Here is a 17,171-nt window from a genome sequence, read left to right on the forward strand (position 1 = left end):
GTCCACGCATTTGTTCGTGGACACAAGCATCCTTGTCCGGCTACGCCAATTCAATGTGACTTGGCCGGACGCTTACGGACTGAGCTCGACCAGGCCGCACAAGAAGGCTGGTCGATGGGCGAGCTTCGCTCTCATCGTGCGTTGAATTTCCGTCATCTCGAGCGTGACGTCAAGAACACATTTCGGCCCGGGGCATCGGCTTTGCCCAAAGTCATTCGCTACACGGGGACCGCCGGTTCGGCGCCCCACGCGCTGACAATGGCAGCAGACAGGCAAGACAAGATTAAAGTACGGCGATGCTTCTTCCAATTTCGATGATGCAACTGCGCCCCTCGCCTTCCCTGCGCATGGCTTGCGCCCTCTGGCTGCTGTTCAGTTCCGTTGACGCCATGGCGTATCTCGATCCGAACGCAGGCGGCCTCATTTACCAGATTCTGCTACCGGTGATCGTTGCCGTGACAGCCGGTTGGCGCTATTTGAAGATGTGGCTGAAGTCGGCGCTCCAACGCCTCACGCAAACGAAGGCGAAGACGAAGACGAAGACGGATGCCCAATCGCACTTGGCAGGCGATGAGGATGATTCGGCAACATGAATGCACTTGGTTACCGGCCCATCTTCACGTCGTTTGCCAGCTTGTTGGCCGCGGTCATCGGTGTCGCACTGCCACTTGAGTACCTGCCCGAGCTTCCCGGAGTTCTTCACTACGCGTCAGTGCCTCAGAGCATCCAGATCTTTGCTGAACTCGGAGCGGTCTTCTTGGTGCTGGGCGCCGCGTTCGGCGTGGCCTGCATGGCAGTCGGGCCCATCTTTGCGCTGATCGCACGCCGCGCCGTGAAGGGCAGCATCGTGGATGCCCTTTCACTCGGCTATGCACTCACCTTGGGCCTCTCAATGCTTGAGGGCCTGCGTGCTTGGCTGCACGCCATTGGGGTCACGCCGCATCTTCTCAATTGGATGCGTGACCAGCATTGGCTTCCACGCGGGGTGACGGACCACAGAATGGGCCTCTGGCTCACCATGGGGATGATTGGGTCGGTTGTCGCATGGGCCAGATGGCGCAGGTCCAAAGGCGGGGCTGCACCAGTCCAGACTCCGCAAGCGATCCGCTTTTGGTGTGGCTTGTCCGGCTTGATGATCTTCTGCGGCTTGGCAACAGCACCTGTCTGGCCATTGATGGACAACCGTGAACCTGAAGAAGTTGCCCAACAAGCCCCACGTACCCAGCCGGATGTCCTCTTGCTAACAGTTGACACGCTCTCCGCAGACCATCTGTCGCTGTATGGATATCACCTGCCGACCACTCCGGCATTGGACAGGTTCGCAAAGACCGCAAGCGTGTTCGAGCATTTCTACGCCAACTCGAATGTCACGACGCCTTCCATGGCCTCGGTCCTGCTGGGAGAGCGGCCTTGGCGCCATCGCGTGTTTGTCGCGCCGTCAGCACCGCTGGAAAGCCATGCCCGGCGCTCCTTACTTGCGACCTTCCACAAGGCGGGCTATCGAACCATCACCGTTTCCACGAACCCGTTTGCATCGCCGCCGAAACTGCAGACGATGCCAGATGTGGACACGCACGATGTCAGCAATCCCTGGCGAGAGAAATGTCCTCATGATCCAGATGTGTTGGCACAGTACCTGATGCACCAGCAGTCGATTGCCATCCTTGACACCAACACGATTTGGCAGACCTCCCGGTTCCTCTTGCTAAGTTGGCTGATAGATGCCGGCATCTGTCCTGCAACAGATCACTTCGACCCCAGGGCCGCCTTGCACCAGACCGAGACCCGATGGCGTGAAGCCGAGGGCAAGCCGGCCTTCGTGTGGGTTCACCTGACTCCGCCGCACGACCCTTACGCGCCTCCCCCGCCTTACGTCGGCATGTTCGACCAAGGCGGTCAGGCACGCACCATTCTGGATTCATCGCCGGTGTATCACTACCTCGGCCACACCCTCGCTGCAAAACAACGGAAAGAACTGCTGCCACGCTATGACGAGTCCATCAGGTACGTAGACGCCGCGATTGGTGACTTTCTGGAAAATCTCGACAAGACAGGCATGTTGGCGAACACCGTGGTGGTCATCAGTGCGGACCATGGCGAGAATTTCTGGCATGACTACGGCGGACATGGTGGGCCAGAGCTCTACGACGAAGTCACGCGTCTTCCGCTGCTGATTCGCAAACCAGGCCAACAAGGTGAACAAAGAGTTGCATTACCAGCAGAGCAAGCCGACCTGCTACCAACCATTGCCGACCTAGCAAACGTCCCCCTATTGGGCGAGGTGGAGGGGCGCTCGTTCGCAAACGCCCTGGCGGGCCAAAGCGTGAAGCCTCGCCCCATCTACTCGATGAACTTCGAACGCTCGCAGAAAGAAGGCGCGTTGGAACAGGGCAGCGTCATGACGGTTGACTATCCGTGGAAATTGACCACCCGCATCGGCCCTATGGATGCGACAACCCCCCACGGGCAGCGCGATCGCTTGTACCGCCTAGACAACGATCCGCGCGAGCAGCAAGACTTGGTCGCAGCGCATCCGGAGGTGGCGGCTCGACTACGCGCAGCCATCGAATCAGAAGTCGAAAAAAATAAAGCCCTTCTGCCGTGAACAAAGCAAGCCGCAACTTCGCAGCGGCTTCTCCGGCCCTGGTTGATTGGCTTCGCAAGGGAAGTCCGTTCTCCGGTGGCTCACGCCTTGCAATGCTGCGCTACCAATGGGCCGGGCACTTCTTCCACCTGAATCTGGCAATGCAGAAGCGACTGCTGCCGCCCGCATCGCTGGACATGGATCCGATTTGGATCTTCGGGCTTTGGCGGTCCGGCACGACCGCTCTCCATGAACTGCTCATGGCAGACCGCAAATTTTGCGCACCGCGAACCTGGCAATGCATGGCACCCAGTTCATTTGCCATCACTGGGAGACCAAGTCACTCGACCCAACTGGACCGACCAATGGATGACATGGTCATCGCTACCGACTCCCCGCAAGAAGACGAGTTTGCATGGCTAATGCTGGGCGGGCACAGTGTCTACCGAGGCTTCCTGGATCCGCGCAGGCTGACCACATTGGAGTGGCTGCTGAACCCAGACGCCTGGGACGAACAGGCCACCTGGATTGCGGAGGCCATGTGGCGAGACTTTCTTGGACAGGTCGTGGCTCAGGATGAGCAAAGGCGGAGATTGATACTGAAATCGCCCAATCACAGCTTTCGCGCACCAGCCCTGCTTCGTCGCTTTCCAAACTCAGACATCGTCTGGATCACTCGCTCACCGGCCGAGATCGTCCAATCGAATCTGAAGATGTGGCCAAGCATGATCAACATATACGGATTGGCTGGCACACCAAACGGCGTTCTGGAGCATTTCATTGAGTCTGCCCTGCGGCAAGCGGCGCGCAGCCTTACCCGACTTCGAGCAACCCTATCGCGCAGAGAATTGGTAGTGGTGAGGCAGCAAGACTTGCGCGCCTCCCCTGGAGAGGTCAGAGACAGCCTGCTCAGGCATTGGCATGTCAGCGCAACGGCAAAGCACGCTGCGGAATTGCCATCCAGAGCGATCAAATCTTCGTCTGGCGCCTCCCTTGTCCTGAACACAGCTTGGCAAGAAGCAATTCAGCTGCTCAATAGCGCCCAAGAGGCTGCGCTCGATAGTCACGGCCTCTGAGGCCCGCCCATTCCCGAACTGTGAACCCAACCAAAGTGGGAGCCAGCTAGTTGCAATCAGACGTTGCCGTTGAAAATCGGCATCAAATTCGCACCAGTGAGCAAGCATACAAGCGGATCGAATACCGCAAGTAATTGGCGGCGTTCACCTTGCTGGCCCATCCTGGCCCAGCCCCTTCCACGCTCAGCACCGGTGGGATTGCGACCACCTCAGATGGCAACCGTTCAATATGCGCCATCTCGCGCAACCATCACCTTGACCGTGCGCATCACGATCATGAAGTCTGAGAACACGTTCCAGTTCTCAACATAGGCCTTGTCGAGCTGCACGCGCTGGTCGTAGTCGAGGTTGTTTCGACCGCTCACCTGCCACAGGCCGGTCAGGCCGGGCGGCACGCTGTAGTAATGCGCTTTGGCATCGCCGTAATAGCGATCAAGCTCAGCCTGCACCACAGGGCGGGGCCCGACGATGCTCATCTCGCCGCAAACCACATTCCACAGCTGTGGCAATTCGTCCAGGCTGGTCTTGCGGATGAAGCGACCCACACGCGTGATGCGGGGGTCGTCCTTGAGCTTGAAATCGCGCTCCCATTCGGCGCGAGCTTCGGGGCTGTTGTCGAGCAGATCCTTCAGCACCTGATCCGAGTCCGCAACCATCGAGCGGAACTTGTAGCAGTTGAACAGCCTGCCGTCTTTTCCCACACGCTGGTGGCCATAGATCACCCCGGGCCCGCTGCTGAATCGCACCGCAATGGCCACTAGCACCATGATCCAGCCAAACAGGGCAAGGATCACGACGATGCTGATCAGGTCAAACAAGCGCTTGAGCGCGAAGCTCAAGGGACCGAGGCCAATCCGTTGCGCTTCCTGGACATCATCCAGGCTCAATGCTTCCGAAACACCTGCGCTGGATGCCGGATGCGAGCCACCCAAATCGCGGGCGCCATCATCTACGTACATGTCGTTCCTCTCGACAAAGGGACTCGGTGCGCAACAAGCCCTCGGATCGGGCGGGTTAGGCCCAAAATCGAGCATTATCGCTGCCGACCCAAAGGTTAAGAAATGAAAACAACACTGTTGTCGGGCATTCGGTGCATTCCCGTCGACTAATGCCGCCTGTATTCCTTGACAAGGGTGCTCAACGCATCGCGCACCAGATCGGCCGACTGCAACGGTGAACTTGCGACCCAGGCCAGCAATCGCCGCGCACCTTCAAGCGAGTCGTCCAGCTGTGCAAGCCGCAATTCCTTGACTGCGGTGGCCACCGTCAAGTCCCCGTCCGCCAGCAACTCCTCATACAGCTTCTCCCCCGGCCGCAAGCCGGTGAAGACGATGCGAATCTCCTGTTCGCTGCGGCCGGCCAGGCGAATCATGGTCTTGGCGAGGTCGACGATCTTCACCGGTTCGCCCATGTCCAGCACCAGCACCTGGCCGCTTTCACCGATGGCTGCGGCCTGCAGCACCAGGCGCGCGGCTTCGGGGATGGTCATGAAATAGCGAATGATGTCGGGGTGGGTGACGGTGATCGGGCCGCCGGCGGCGATCTGCTGCTTGAACTTGGGAATCACGCTGCCGGACGAGCCCAGCACGTTGCCGAAGCGCACGGCCATGAAGCGCGTGCCGGCGTGTTCGGCGGCCATCGCGGAGACCACCAACTCAGCAGCCCGCTTGGTGGCGCCCATCACGTTGGTCGGGTTGACGGCCTTGTCGGTGCTGATCAGCACAAAACGCTCCGCCTTGCCCTCGGCCGCAGCGAGCGCGGCGTGGTACGTGCCCAGCGTGTTGTTGCGCAGCGCAGCCCAGGCGTTGTCGACCTCCATCAGGGGCACGTGCTTGTAGGCTGCCGCGTGGAAGACGACTTGCGGGCGTTCGCGCTCGAAGATGGCGCGCAGTCCGTCCAGGTCCTTCACGTCGCCAATCAACTTGACCAGTGGCAGCGCAGGGAAACGCAGGCTGAGGTCCTGCTCGATGGTGTACAGGTTGAACTCGGAGAGTTCGACGATGACCAGCTTCGCCGGCTGGAAGCGCGCCACCTGGCGGCAGAGCTCCGAGCCGATGCTGCCGCCGCCGCCGGTGATCAGCACTGTCTTGCCACGCAGCACTTCGCCGATGCCGGCTTCGTCCAGTTGCACCGGCTCGCGGCCGAGCAGGTCCTCGGGTTCGATGTCGCGCACGCGGTCGACCGCGGCCTCGCCGCTGCGCAGCTCTTCTGCCGACGGCACGGTGAGCACCGGCAGGCCCAGCGCGCTGGCCAGTTCCACCGCGCGGCGGCGCTGTGCGGCCGTGGCCGACGGCAGCGCGATGATCAGGTGCGTCGCATCGCCGCGCACGCCGCGGTCCCGGATGGCTTCCAGCGGCCCCAGCACCGGCACGCCGGCAATGCGCGCACCCTGCTTGGCGGCGTCATCGTCCAGCAGCCCGGTGACGATCCAGCCCTGGTGCTGAATGCCGGCCAGCAGCCGCTTGGCAGCCTCGCCGGCGCCCAGCACCAGCGCGCGGCGCGGCTCGGTGCCGTTGCTGCCGGCAATGCGGGCACGGGCGTGCTCGTACAGCATGCGGTAGGCCACGCGCACCATGCAGACGGCCATCAGGCTGAACAGCGGGTGCAACGCCAGCACGGAACGCGGCACCTGGTAGAGCTGCAGGCCCATGACGGCTGCGGCACTCGCCAGGCCGGCAGCGCCGCACGCAAACGTCAGCCGCTTGACCTCGCCGAAGCCGGAGAAGCGCCACATGCTTTGCGGCACCTTCAGCAGCGCAAAAGCAGCGAGATAAGCCGCGACCACACCCAGCAGCACCCAGCCGTCATACCACGGCCGCGCATCCCACCAGCGCTCGAAGCCGAGTCGGAACAGGTAGGTGGCGTTCCAGGCCAGTGCCACCATCAGCGCGTCGATCGCCAGGCTCAGCGGCGCGCGGTGCGGCCGCAGCCGGGCCAGCAGTTGTTCCAGGCGCAACCAGCGCGAAGCAGTGGGGACAGTCATCGGCTTCAGTGGTTTCGCAGGCTCAGGGCTTGAGGCCGGCGGTCACGGCATCCCAGAACGCCGCATCTTCATAGCCCATGGCCCAAACGCTGGTGCCGCCCAGGCCCAGGCTGCGCACAAGCGCGGTCTTGGCGGCCAGGCTTTGTGTGTCGTCGAACCACAGCACGGGCTGGCGGGTGGCCTTGCTCCAGGGCTTGCCATCGCGCTGCGGTGTCACCGTGCCCCAGCTGGCGGACGGCGTGGCCGAGGCACTGTCTCGCACCGTTACAGCGCCAGCGTGCGCAGCGATGGTCTTGCCGTACTTGGACCAGTACACGACCTTGCCGGTGCTGTAGTCGTAGCCATAGGCCGGCAGCCCGGACAACACCTTGGCCGCGGGCACACGCGCCAGCGTGTAGCCCAGCACCGCCTGCTGCCAGTCCAGGCCAGACTCCGGGCCAGGCCATTTGCCATGGTTGAAGCCGGTGGTGCACCAGCCCGGGCCGACCTCGTCGTAAGTCATCACCTGCAGCCAGTCGACCGATGTGCCCAGCGCCGAATAATCGTAGCCGGCCAGCCAGGGTGACGAGGCCTCGTCGAACTTTGGCGGCACGCTGAGGATCAGCTTCAGCCCTTGCGCATGCAGGCGCGAGGCCAGGTCCGCAACAAAGGACGAAAACGCCGCGGCACTGCCCTCTTCCACCGCTTCCCAGTCCAGGTCGATGCCGGCAAAGCCCTGCCCCGCGGCCAGCTGCAGCATCGCGCCCAGCGCGGCCTCCCGCGCCGCGGCGTTCGCCAGGATGCCGCGCGACACGGCCGGGTCGAATTCGCCCAGCGCGTCGCTGTAGTCCGACACCGTGGGGTACAGCGGCAGCGCCTTCTTTTTCGCGAACTTGATGATCTTCTGCGTGGTGCTGCTCATGCCCACGTCGCTGAGCGAACCGTCGGCCAGCAGCGACCAGGTCGAGCCCAGCCCGACGGCACCCAGCTGCGCGTAGAACGCCTGCAGGTTGGTGTAGGCCGCGGGCACCTGGCCGTCGGTATAGGCCAGCACCAGTGGCGCAGCCGTTGCGGCTGAGATCTGCGACGGCAGCACGCCTGCAACGCTCATTGCGGCGAGAGCACCAAGCAGCTGACGCCGGGTCGGTTGGCCGATGAATTGGGTGGAGGTCATTGGGTTTCCAGACGGCAAGGCTTCAGCCTCGCAACAAGACGCGCAGCGAGCGCAGCAGCACGCCCAGATCGGTCCACAGCGACGCTCTCACCGCATATTCGGCCGCGCAAGCCAGCTTGGCCGGCAGGATCACCTCGCGGTATTCACGCTCGGGATCCGCCGCAGCGGCCAGTTGTTCGCCTTCGTTGCGAAAGCGCAGCGAGGCAGGATCGGTGATGCCGGGGCGCACAGACAGCACCTGGGCCTTCAGCGTTTCGGGATACAGCGCGACGTAGCGCGGCACCTCGGGGCGCGGTCCCACCAGGCTCATCGTGCCTTGCAGCACGTCGATCAGCTGAGGCAGCTCGTCCACGCGGTGTGAGCGCAACCAGGCGCCGACGCGGGTGATGCGCGCATCGGCGCCCATGGTCAGCAGCCCGGCGGCTTCGGCGTCCACGCGCATCGTGCGGAACTTGTGGATGCGAAACGGCACGCCGAAGCGGCCCACGCGCTGCTGTCGAAAGAACACCGGGCCGGGCGAATCGAGCTTGATCAGCAGGGCCACGACCAGCCCTGGCAACAGCAGCGCTGCCAAGCCCAGTGCCGAAGCCAGCAGGTCGAACAGCCGTTTGGCCACCGCAACCAAGCCCTCAGTCCACCAGCGCGCGCCGCAGCGAGGCCACCACGCGCGTCACGTCCGCCTCCGTCATGCGCGTGTACAGCGGCAGGCTCAGCATGCGCTCGTAAGCCAGCTGGCTTTGCGGGAAGTCTTCGGCACGCAACTGGTAACGGTCGCGCCAGTACGGTTGCTGGTGCAGCGGGATGTAGTGCACGCTGCAACCAATGCCGTCCTTGAACAGTGCTTCGATCACGGCGTCACGGCCGATGCGGGTGCCCTCGGCCAGGCGGATGGCATACAGGTGCCAGCTGTGCAGCTCGCCCGCCGGCGGCTGCGGCGGCAGGACGACGGGCAACTCGGCCAGCGCCGCGTTGTACTGCGCGGCGAGTTCGGCGCGGCGCAGCTGGAAACCACGCGCGCGGCCCAGCTGATGCAGCCCCAACGCCGCGGCTATGTCGGTCAGGTTGTACTTGAAGCCGGGCGCGACGATCTCGTAGTACCAGCTCGGCACCTTGGCAGTGAAGCGGTCGAACGCATCGCGGCTGATGCCGTGCAGGCGCATGACCTTGGCGCGCGCCGCCAGCTCCGGGTTTCGGGTCACCAGCATGCCGCCCTCGCCTGTCGTCATGGTCTTGTTGGCGTAGAAGCTGAACACGGTTGCATCACTCTGCAGCGTGCCGATCAGCTCGCCGTTCAGCGTGGTGGGCAGCGCGTGCGCCGCATCTTCGACCACCTTCAGGCCATGCTTTTTCGCAATCGCCAGGATCGCCACCATGTCGCAGGCCAGGCCGCCGTAGTGCACGGGGATGATGCACTTGGTGCGCGGCGTGATCGCGGCCTCGATCTTGGTCGGGTCAATGCACAGCGTGGCCGGATCGATGTCGACCAGCTTCACGTCCGCGCCCAGGTAGCGGGCCACCTCGGCGCTTGCGGTGAAGGTGTGCGTGGTCGTGATGACTTCGTCGCCAGGGCCAACGCCCAGCGCTTCTAGCGCCAGGTGCAGGCCGGCAGTGGCCGAATTCACCGCGATGGACTGCAGCGACGCATCGCCCAAGAATTCGGTGAACATCGCCTCGAAGCGCTTGGCCTTGGGGCCGGTGGTCACCCAGCCGGAGCGCAGCGTGTCCACCACCTCGGCAATCTCCTCCTCGCCAATCTCGGGCAAGGCGAACGGCAGGAAGGGCAACGATTCAGTGCTCATGGGCGGCGGGGAAATTGGGAAGGACGGGGCGGCAAACCCTGGATTGTGGCCTGCCCCGGGCGCGGTGCCGGCGGCATGCAGGCCGCCAGGAATCGTTTGGCCAGCACCGGGTAGGCATGCTCGGCCAGCACGAAGGCTCGGCCCCGCTTGCCCATGGCCTTGCGCGTGGCCGCTGGCAGGCCCAGCAGGCGCTTGATGCCTTCGGCCACCGCTTCGGGTGACTCGGGGGGCACGGTGATGCCGGCACCCGCTTCGGCCACCGGATCGTTGCCCGCCTCCACGGCATGCAGCACCGAGCAGCCGGCCATCATGTAGTCCATCAGCTTGTTCGGCGCGATGCCGAAGCGGTAGATGGGCACGCGCTGCCAGCCGATGTAGGCGACTTCGATGGCAGCGAGGAAGGACGGGATCTGTGCCTTCGGGATGGTCCCGCACCAGTGCACGCGGGCGGACAAGCCTTCCTGCTCGATGCGCCTGACCAACCGCTCACGCTCGTGCCCGTCGCCGACCAGCACGATCTCGACCGGCGAATCGGCCAGCAGCTTGGCGCCGTCCAGCAGCGTGTCCAGCGCGTTGGGCCGGCCCATCGAGCCGGCGTAGCCGATCACGTGGCGGCCGGCCTTGTGCGCGGCGCCGATGCAGGCGGCCACCTCGGCCTTCAGCGGCTCGGGCCTGCCCTCCCATTCCTCGGGCGAAATGCCGTTGGGCACGATGACCAGCTTCTTCAGGTCCAGGCCGCGCGAGGCCATGTGCTCGTGCACCTTGGGCAGCATCGAGACCACCACGTCTGCGTCCCGGTAAGCCGCGCGCTCGGCGCTGCTGCAGATCAGCGCAAACGGGTGCCACGGCGACATGCCCGACAGCTCGATGGGCGACAGCGGCCACAGGTCGTGCACCTCGAAGACCAGCTTCGCGCCGGCCTTGCGCGCCAGGCGCTGGGCGATCCAGATGTCCATTGGATAGGTGCTGGACGCGATCACCACCTGCGGCTTCAGCTCGGCCACCAGCGCGTCTGCCTGCTGCCAGACCTGGGCCAGGAAGCTGGCAATGTTGCGCATGCGGCCCATGCCATTGCCCTGGTAGGCAGGGGTGTCGAACCAGCGGTAGGCAATGCCGTCAATCGTCTCGCGCGTGCCGTCCGGCCCGGCGTTCTGGTCGAGCTGTGGCTGCTTCGCCCGCACATGCGAGAAGCTGGCCGCCAGCATCGTCACGGTATGACCAGCGCGCACCCATTCGCGCGCCAGGTAGTACGGCCGGTATTCCATGCCCAGCGCGGGCGAGCCGGCGTAGTGATTGAGGTACAGGATGTTCATGACAGGGCTTGCAGTCGCTGCACGTAGGCTGCAACGCTGCGTGGAAACAAGGCGTGTTCTGCAACCCAGGCGCGGTTGGCTGCAGCCACTTCACCGGCATGCTGCGCCAACTCCGTCAGTCGTGCGTGGGAAGGCACTTCGCCATCCGCCAGGACCACGCCATTGCGACCATCGGCCACCAGCTCCCGGTTGGCCGGCAGGTCAGACAGGATGGGCACGCAGCCGTGGGCCATGGCTTCCAGCACCGAGACCGAGACCGAATCGCTCTGCGGCAGGCTGAGGTACCAGCCGGCGCGGGCATACCAGCGGGCCTGGGTGGCGGTGTCCAGCCGGCCCACGAAGCGCACGCGCCCCTGCAACTGGCGATCTCGGGCCACCTGTGCTTCCAGCCCGGCGCGCAGCGAGCCGTCATGCGCGAGCACCAGCCGCGCCTCGGGCCAGTCCGCCGCCAGCGCGGCGAACACCGCAAGCACGCGCTGCGGCTGGTAAATGGGCTCCAGGCCGCGGTTGGCGAAAAACAGGTTCGTGTCCTTCGCGCCAGGTGCCGGCGGCAGCGCTTCGAGGCCGAATGGAAAGGTCATCACCTCCCCGGCGCCCAGTGCCCGCATGCGCGCCGTCATGTGCTGCGAGTCACTGGTGCAGAGCGTGCAGGCCCGCAGCACGCGGCCGGTGACCCAGCGCATCAACGCGCTGCGCTCCGGCGTGACCAGGATGTCCGAACCCCAGGCCGAGCCGGCGATGCGGGCCTGCACGCCGAACACCCGTACCGCCAGCCAGGCCAGCGTGCCGTGCGAAGTCAGGTAGTGCGGCGCCAGCCAGTCGGGCCGCACGGCTTTCAGCCAACGCGCCAGCCGCGGCAGCTGGCGCAGCAGCCCGCCATTGCCACCTTCGAACTGCATCGCATGGCCCAGCGCCAACCGGCGCTCGGCCGGCAGCAAGGCCACGATCTCCGGCAGGAAACCGCGGCTGGAAACGGCATGCAGCTCGACCTGCTGCGACAACGCGGCCAGCGCCCGCACCCACTTCAGCAGGTGCGGGCTCTCGCCGTCGCCGATCAGCACCAGACGGAGTGGCGTTCGCAAGGGACTCACGTCACCGGCCCGGCCCATGCGTCGTACAGCGGGCGCAGTTCGGGGAAACGTTCCAGCAGCCGCTCGTCAGCGCGCCGGCTGTCGCCGACCACACGGGCCGGCCGGCCTTCGAGAATCACGAAATCCGGGAACTCGCCTCGCACAAAGCTGCCGGCACAGACCAGCGTGCCGCGGCCCAGCCTCGTGTTGGCCTCGATCAGCGAATGCGGGCCGATGAAGCTGTACGCGCCGATCTCCACCGGCCCGGCGATCCAGCCCGGCCGCTCGCCGAAACCGGCCGCCGGCCAGCGCACGAAACCTTCGCCCATCAGCCGCGCCGAGCGGTGCGAGCTGTGGGTCACGATGGCGCAGTGGCTGGTGATCTGCACCCCCTCGCCCAGCGTGATGCCACCACTGGCTTCCAGGTAGTTGAACGGGCCGATGTAGACGTGGTCGCCCATCACCAGCTTGTCCTCGGCCTCCAGGTGCGCGGCGGGGGAGATGCGCGTGTGCGGCAGCAGCTTGCCGCCGGAGCGCTCGCCAAAGACGATGCGAAACAGCAGCGAGCGCACCAGGCGCCGGCGGCAGCGATTCAGGAAAGCATTGAACGAAGTCACGGCCGCGATTCTTTCACCACCGACGCGATGGCCGTGTCATCGTCCACCGGCCAGAACGCCAGTTGCAGCAAGTAGTAGCCGAAGTACAGCAGCATCGCGCCCGAAACCGCCCAGCCCGCCCCGGTCAGCCCGCCCCAGTGCAGCCCGGCCGCCAGCGCGGCCACGAAGGCCACCTGCCCCACCAGCGCCAGCTTCAGCGCCCAGGCTTGCGCCTGCCAGGCCATCGTCACCACCGCCAGCGGCGCCGAAACGAAATGCAACCCGATGTAGACCGCCAGCGCCCGCGCCAGCTCACCAGCCTCGCGCCATTCGGCCCCGAACAGCCACGCAAAGCCCCAGGGCGCCAGCGCCCACAGCAGCGCCACCAGCGGCAGCGCCAGCGCGGCAAGCACCAGCATCACCCTGCGCAGCGCGGCGCGGGCCGCACGCGTGGGCCGCGCGCCGGCCAGCGCCAGCTTCGGGTACAGCGCCTGCGAGACCGCGCTGCCCACCAGCGTGGCCGGTGCCTTCAGGTAGCGCAGGCCCAGGCCCCAGAAGCCGGCCGCGGCCGGGCCCAGGCTGGCAGCGATCAAGGCCACGCCCAGCGTGTCCTGCAGCGCGCCGGTGAAGGCATGCGGCGTGTTCAGCAGCGGGAAGACACGGTGTTGGCGCGCCACGGCGCCGAGCCCAGGCGCACTGCCGCTCAGCGGCAGCCGCAGCCAGACCGTGGCCAACAAGGTCGCCGCGATGGGCGCGGCGATCAGCCCGGCCACACCCACGCCTGCCCAGCCCGCCGCCACCTGCGCCAGCGCCGCACCGCCGTACTGCAGCACCCGCGCCGCGGCAAGCGCAGAGAAGCGCTGCTCGCGCGTGGCCCACAGCGTGGCCAGCGACACCACACCCGCTGCCGCCACGGCCAGCGGCAGCCAGGCGACCCAGGCGCCGCCGCCCAGCGCGGCCCAGCCCAGCGCACCCAGTGCGCTGGCCAGCGTCACGCCCAGCAGGATGCGCAGCGACAGAACGCGCAGCGCCTGGGCCTCATCGTCCGAACGGGCCAACGGCAATGCGAATTCATAGCGCGCACAGGCCACCACACCCAAGTTGGTCGCCACCGCGGCAAACAGATGGTACTGACCGAACTGCGCCGGCGTGAACAGCCGCGTCAGCAACGGCCCCAGCAGCAGCGGCAGCGCCTGCGCCAGTGCGCCGCCGGCCAGCAGCGTCAGGCTGGCGCGCAGCAGGCCTTGCAGCGGCGGTTTGGGGGTGTCGCGCATCCGGGCCGGTTCAGCCGCGATGGCCCACAGCAGCCGCCAGCGCCGCGATCACGCGGTCCTGGTCGGCCTCGGTCAGGTCAGCGCTCATCGGCAGGCTCAGCACGCGCGCGGCCAGTTGTTCGCTGACCGGGCAGGCCGCTGTGAAGCGCTCGTAGGCCGGCTGGCGGTGCAACGGGCGTGGGTAGTGCACGGCGGTTGGAATGCCGGCGGCCTTCAGTGACGCAACCACCTCGTCGCGACTGTCCACCATCACGGTGAACTGGCCCCAGACGCAGCATCGCCCGGGGCGCACCGCCAACAGGTCCAGCTTGAGGCCCGCCAGCGCTTCACGGTAGCGCTGGCCAAGCGCCGCGCGCCGCTGCAGCTCCCACTCGAAGCGCGGCAGCTTGGCCAGCAGCACGGCGCATTGCAGCGTGTCCATGCGGCCGCCCACGCCCAGGCGGGTGTGCGTGTAGCGGGCGCTCTGGCCGTGCACGCGGATCTCGCGCGCGGCTTGCGCCAGCGCGTCGTCGTTGGTGAACAGCGCGCCACCATCGCCATAGCAGCCCAGCGGCTTGCTGGGGAAGAAGCTGGTCGCACCCCAGGTGGACAGGCCGCAGGACTGGTGGCCGCCGAAGGTCGCGCCCAGGCTTTGCGCGGCGTCTTCGATCACCGAAAGGCCATGCTTGTTGGCGACAGCCTGGATCGCCGCCATGTCGGCCACCTGGCCGTAAAGGCTGACAGGCATCAGCGCGCGGGTGCGCAGCGTGATGGCCGCCTCGATGCGTGCTGCGTCGATCAGCCCGGTGTCCGGCTCCACATCCACGAACACCGGCACGCCGCCCAGCAACACGATGACCTCGGCCGTCGCGGCAAAGGTGAACGGCGTGGTGACGACCTCGTCGCCGGGCTTCAGATCCAGCGTCATCAGTGCGATCAGCAGCGCCTCGGTGCCACTGGCCACCGTGATGCAATGGCGCACCCCCGTGCGCGCCGCGAGTGCCGTTTCCAGCTCGGCCACCTCGGGGCCCATGATGTACTGGCCATGGTCCAGCACACGCTGCATGCGGGCATTGATCTCGGTTTTCAGCGCCGCATACTGGGCCTGCAGGTCGGTGAATTGCATAGGCGGATTGTCGGACAAGCCAAGGCCCGCCATGATGCGACCCTTTCCACGCACCTCGCGCCCCATCTCGCCTCGTGTCCACCCGCCTGAAGCTCTCGATCGGCCAGCGCCTGTTCGCGTCCATCCTGGCCGCCTTCCTCTTGGTGGGTGCGGTAGGGGTGGGCCTGGTGCGCTGGAACCTGTCGGGTGGAGCCAAAGCGTCGTCAGCACCAGACCGGGCCGCGCTGGACCTGCTGGCCCAGACGCTGGCTGAACGTTTCAGCCAGCACGGCGACTGGTCCTTCCTGCCAGCCGATGCGGCCCAGCGCACGACCTGGCTGCGCGACACGCTGGCACCGGCCGCGCTCGGCGAGCGCCTGGGCCTGCTGGACGCGCAGCGGCAACTGCTGGCGGGTGTGAAGGTGCATCGCGGCCTGATCGTCGTCGCGTCCATCGACACCCTGGAGCGCCCAGTCGTGGTCGATGGCGCCAAGGTCGGCTCGCTGCTGCTGGCGCGCGCCGAGAACCCGGCCGACAACCTGGCGGTCGCCTTCCTGGTCCAGCAGCAGCGCCCGCTGGCCGTGCTCGCGGGCATCAGCCTCTTGCTGGCGGCGCTTGCGGCGGCTGCGCTGGCGGCCAACTTTCGCCGGCCGGTGCGGCAGCTGGTCGATGGCGCACGGCAGCTGGGCGCCGGGCATTTCGAAGCGCGGCTGGCCGATGGCCGGCAGGACGAACTGGGCGAGCTGGCGCGCAGCTTCAACCAACTCGCTGCGCAGCTGGCGGCGGCCGAGGACGGCCCCCGCCAGTGGGTGGCCAACACCTCGCACGAGCTGCGCACACCGCTGGCCGTGTTGCGCAGCCAGCTGGAAGCATTGCAGGACGGCGTGCGCCACGCGACCCCCGAGCACCTGGCGCTGATGCACCGACAGGTGCTGGCACTGGCCCGGCTGGTCGACGAGTTGCATGATCTGGCCAGGGCAGACGTCGGTCGGCTGACCAACGCACCTGTGCCGGTGGATGCCTGGCCGCTGGCCGTCGAAGTGCTGCAGGCCTTTGCACCGCGGCTGGCGGAAGCTGGTTTGCAGGCCCGCATCGGCTTGGCGCCCGCGGCCAGCTGGGTCCGCTGCGACCCGGAGCGGCTGCGCCAGGTGCTGGGCAATCTGCTGGAAAATTGCGTGCGCTACACCGAGCGCGGCGGCAGCATCGAGGTCCACGGCCAGGTGCAGGACCAGGCCTTGCAACTGGACGTCGACGACAGCGCGCCCGGCGTGCCGGCGGCCTCGCTGCCGCGGCTGGGCGAGCGCTTTTTCCGGATCGAAGCCTCGCGTGACCGGCGCACCGGCGGCGCAGGACTGGGGCTGGCGCTGAGCCGGCAGATCATCGAAGCCAATGGCGGCCGGCTGCTGTTCAGCCCGTCGCCCTTGGGCGGATTGCGGGCCCGCATTGTGTTGCCGCTGGAGAGTTGTTGAATGGCGAGCATCCTCGTCGTGGAAGACGAAGCGGACCTGGCGGCCATCGTGGCCGACTACATCACCGCCGCAGGCCACCAGGCCCAGGTGCTGGCCGATGGCCGCGAAGCCTGGGCCCGCGTGCAGCAGCAGATGCCGGACCTGATCGTGCTGGACCTGATGCTGCCCGGTATGGACGGCCTGTCGCTTTGCAAGGCGGTGCGCGAACGCTCGGACGTGCCCATCATCATGGTCACCGCGCGTGTCGAGGAGATCGACCGGCTGCATGGGCTGGACCTGGGCGCAGACGACTACCTGTGCAAGCCCTTCAGCCCACGCGAACTGGTGGCGCGCATCAAGGCCGTGCTGCGGCGCAGTCAACCCGAGGTGGCAGCGCCCGAGCCGGCCTGGATCGTCAGCGAGGAGACACGCAGCGTGACCATGCATTCGCAGTCGCTGCAGCTCACGCCCACCGAATACGCTTTGTTCGCCGCGATGGCGCGGCGGCCAGGCGCCATCTGGTCCCGCGCCCAGTTGCTGGACCTGATCCGCGGGGACGCGCTGGACGTGACCGACCGCGCGATCGACAGCCACATCAAGAATCTGCGCCGCAAGATCGCCACCCACTGGCCCGAGGCCGATGTGGTGCAGTCGGTCTACGGGCTGGGCTACAGGGTCGAACTGCCAGCGCCGCCCGCAGCACTGCCCGCGCCTTCATCTCCATAGTTTCTCCACACTCGGCCGCGAAGCTCTTGTTGTCGACCGCCATCACGCGGTCTCAACTGGAGCAG

16 protein-coding genes are annotated in these 17,171 nt (G+C 66.2%); 6 read left to right on the forward strand and 10 right to left on the reverse strand.

Features of this window, described 5'->3' with window-relative positions:
* From AC3WR5_RS14605 to AC3WR5_RS14620, 4 genes are all read left to right on the forward strand, one after another.
* A partial coding sequence (locus AC3WR5_RS14605) for a hypothetical protein (RefSeq protein WP_492485498.1) occupies positions 1-318 on the forward strand: 318 nt, incomplete at its 5' end.
* Positions 318-593 (forward strand): hypothetical protein, encoded by a 276-nt coding sequence (locus tag AC3WR5_RS14610; RefSeq protein ID WP_492485500.1) that lies wholly within the window; start codon positions 318-320, stop codon positions 591-593. The genes AC3WR5_RS14605 and AC3WR5_RS14610, both read left to right, overlap by 1 nt.
* A complete protein-coding gene (locus tag AC3WR5_RS14615) occupies positions 590-2,605 on the forward strand; it encodes a sulfatase (RefSeq protein ID WP_492485502.1) in 2,016 nt (671 codons plus the stop codon). The genes AC3WR5_RS14610 and AC3WR5_RS14615 overlap by 4 nt, the downstream gene beginning before the upstream one ends.
* Entirely contained in the window at positions 2,602-3,660 is a 1,059-nt protein-coding gene (locus AC3WR5_RS14620; protein WP_492485504.1) for a sulfotransferase family protein, read from the forward strand. The genes AC3WR5_RS14615 and AC3WR5_RS14620 overlap by 4 nt, the downstream gene beginning before the upstream one ends.
* A gap of 224 nt (positions 3,661-3,884) precedes the next feature.
* On the opposite strand, the gene AC3WR5_RS14625 is transcribed toward AC3WR5_RS14620, so the two are convergent.
* The 10 genes from AC3WR5_RS14625 to AC3WR5_RS14670 form a co-directional block, all read right to left on the reverse strand.
* Positions 3,885-4,619, reverse strand: a complete 735-nt coding sequence (locus AC3WR5_RS14625; protein WP_492485505.1) for a sugar transferase — start codon at positions 4,617-4,619, stop codon at positions 3,885-3,887.
* Between the two features lie 146 nt (positions 4,620-4,765).
* A complete protein-coding gene (locus AC3WR5_RS14630) occupies positions 4,766-6,643 on the reverse strand; it encodes a polysaccharide biosynthesis protein (protein ID WP_492485506.1) in 1,878 nt (625 codons plus the stop codon).
* Positions 6,644-6,665: 22 nt separating this feature from the next.
* A complete protein-coding gene (locus tag AC3WR5_RS14635; protein ID WP_492485507.1) occupies positions 6,666-7,796 on the reverse strand; it encodes a glycosyl hydrolase family 18 protein in 1,131 nt (376 codons plus the stop codon).
* Positions 7,797-7,818: 22 nt separating this feature from the next.
* A complete protein-coding gene (locus AC3WR5_RS14640; RefSeq protein ID WP_492485508.1) occupies positions 7,819-8,412 on the reverse strand; it encodes a sugar transferase in 594 nt (197 codons plus the stop codon).
* Positions 8,413-8,425: 13 nt separating this feature from the next.
* On the reverse strand, positions 8,426-9,595 hold the full coding sequence (locus AC3WR5_RS14645) for a DegT/DnrJ/EryC1/StrS family aminotransferase (RefSeq protein WP_492485509.1): 1,170 nt from the start codon (positions 9,593-9,595) through the stop codon (positions 8,426-8,428).
* A complete protein-coding gene (locus AC3WR5_RS14650) occupies positions 9,592-10,908 on the reverse strand; it encodes a glycosyltransferase family 4 protein (RefSeq protein WP_492485510.1) in 1,317 nt (438 codons plus the stop codon). The genes AC3WR5_RS14645 and AC3WR5_RS14650 overlap by 4 nt, the downstream gene beginning before the upstream one ends.
* On the reverse strand, positions 10,905-11,999 hold the full coding sequence (locus tag AC3WR5_RS14655; RefSeq protein WP_492485511.1) for a glycosyltransferase: 1,095 nt from the start codon (positions 11,997-11,999) through the stop codon (positions 10,905-10,907). The genes AC3WR5_RS14650 and AC3WR5_RS14655 overlap by 4 nt, the downstream gene beginning before the upstream one ends.
* Entirely contained in the window at positions 11,996-12,595 is a 600-nt protein-coding gene (locus AC3WR5_RS14660) for an acyltransferase (protein WP_141288545.1), read from the reverse strand. Before AC3WR5_RS14660 ends, AC3WR5_RS14655 begins: the two co-directional genes overlap by 4 nt.
* Positions 12,592-13,848 (reverse strand): lipopolysaccharide biosynthesis protein, encoded by a 1,257-nt coding sequence (locus AC3WR5_RS14665; RefSeq protein WP_492485512.1) that lies wholly within the window; start codon positions 13,846-13,848, stop codon positions 12,592-12,594. Before AC3WR5_RS14665 ends, AC3WR5_RS14660 begins: the two co-directional genes overlap by 4 nt.
* 10 nt (positions 13,849-13,858) lie before the next feature.
* Positions 13,859-14,953 (reverse strand): DegT/DnrJ/EryC1/StrS family aminotransferase, encoded by a 1,095-nt coding sequence (locus AC3WR5_RS14670; RefSeq protein ID WP_492485513.1) that lies wholly within the window; start codon positions 14,951-14,953, stop codon positions 13,859-13,861.
* Positions 14,954-15,027: 74 nt separating this feature from the next.
* Here AC3WR5_RS14670 and AC3WR5_RS14675 point away from each other — a divergent pair, with 74 nt between their 5' ends.
* Complete coding sequence (locus AC3WR5_RS14675; RefSeq protein WP_492485514.1) at positions 15,028-16,401, forward strand: ATP-binding protein; 1,374 nt, start codon at positions 15,028-15,030, stop codon at positions 16,399-16,401.
* Positions 16,402-17,106 (forward strand): response regulator, encoded by a 705-nt coding sequence (locus AC3WR5_RS14680; RefSeq protein WP_492485515.1) that lies wholly within the window; start codon positions 16,402-16,404, stop codon positions 17,104-17,106.
* The last annotated feature ends 65 nt before the right edge of the window (positions 17,107-17,171 follow it).

The organism is Ideonella sp. FW305-24 (genome assembly GCF_058788035.1).